Source organism: Roseimaritima sediminicola, from assembly GCF_009618275.1.
Classification (GTDB): domain Bacteria; phylum Planctomycetota; class Planctomycetia; order Pirellulales; family Pirellulaceae; genus Roseimaritima; species Roseimaritima sediminicola.
The window spans coordinates 1-815 of sequence record NZ_WIAD01000142.1 but is presented as its reverse complement, the minus strand read 5'-3'; the positions used below and the strand labels follow the sequence as shown (position 1 = coordinate 815).

At 56.0% G+C, this 815-nt stretch carries 1 protein-coding gene; it reads left to right on the top strand.

What is annotated here, in order from left to right; all coding sequences use genetic code 11:
• Nucleotides 1–669, top strand: a 669-nt coding sequence (locus tag GE027_RS22635) for a transposase (RefSeq protein WP_153559501.1), incomplete at its 5' end; no start/stop codon positions are given.
• Nucleotides 670–815 lie beyond the last annotated feature (146 nt).

Sequence of the window (815 nt, the reverse complement as noted above, 5' to 3'; positions counted from 1 at the left end):
CGATTGGTGGAAAGACTGCAACGGGAATTCGAGCGTCTGCGACTCGTGACGGAGCAAATCCGCCAACTGCAGAAGCACCAGCACACGATGCTGCGTCAGGCGCGGAAACGTATCGCTGAGAGTGAGGAGGATTCGAAGCTAGAGACTGAGCAGCTCGATGCTGAGGAACGGATCATTGCTTTGGCGGAGCACTTGGCACAGCTCAAGGGGATCGGCGTTGTCACCGCCTGGACGCTTGCCGCGGAAATCTTTTCGTGGCGTGACATTGGTAATCGTCGACAATTGGCCGCGTTGGTCGGCTTGGTTCCTACTCCCCACAGCAGCGGCAATGAAGAGAAGGAGCAGGGAATTAGCAAAGCAGGTCGCGGCGATCTACGCGTACTGATGATCGAAATCGCTTGGCTTTGGCTTCAGTATCAACCCCAAAGCGAACTTTCACGGTGGTACTGCGATCGCTTCGGCGGTGGCACTTCCAGAGAACGCAAACGAGGCATTGTGGCATTGGCTCGGAAGTTATTGGTGGCCTTGGGCAAGTATGTCGCGCGGGGGGAAATTCCTGCCGGCGCGTTGCTCGGTGAGAAACTGTCTACCAACTACACCGCATGCTTGGAGCCGAAGCCGAAACAGAACCAATCGACGGATCAACCCACATGCCAGACTGCAGCTTGAGACCGCAGAAGTGAATCAAGTCGATGACTGAGAATTAATAACTGTGAACTGTTGGAGGTGCTTGCATCAGCACAGAGATGGAGCCCTCGCGATCCACCGCCCTGGCGATCTTCCGGTGACGGGAACCGTGATGACCCCAGAGTCTT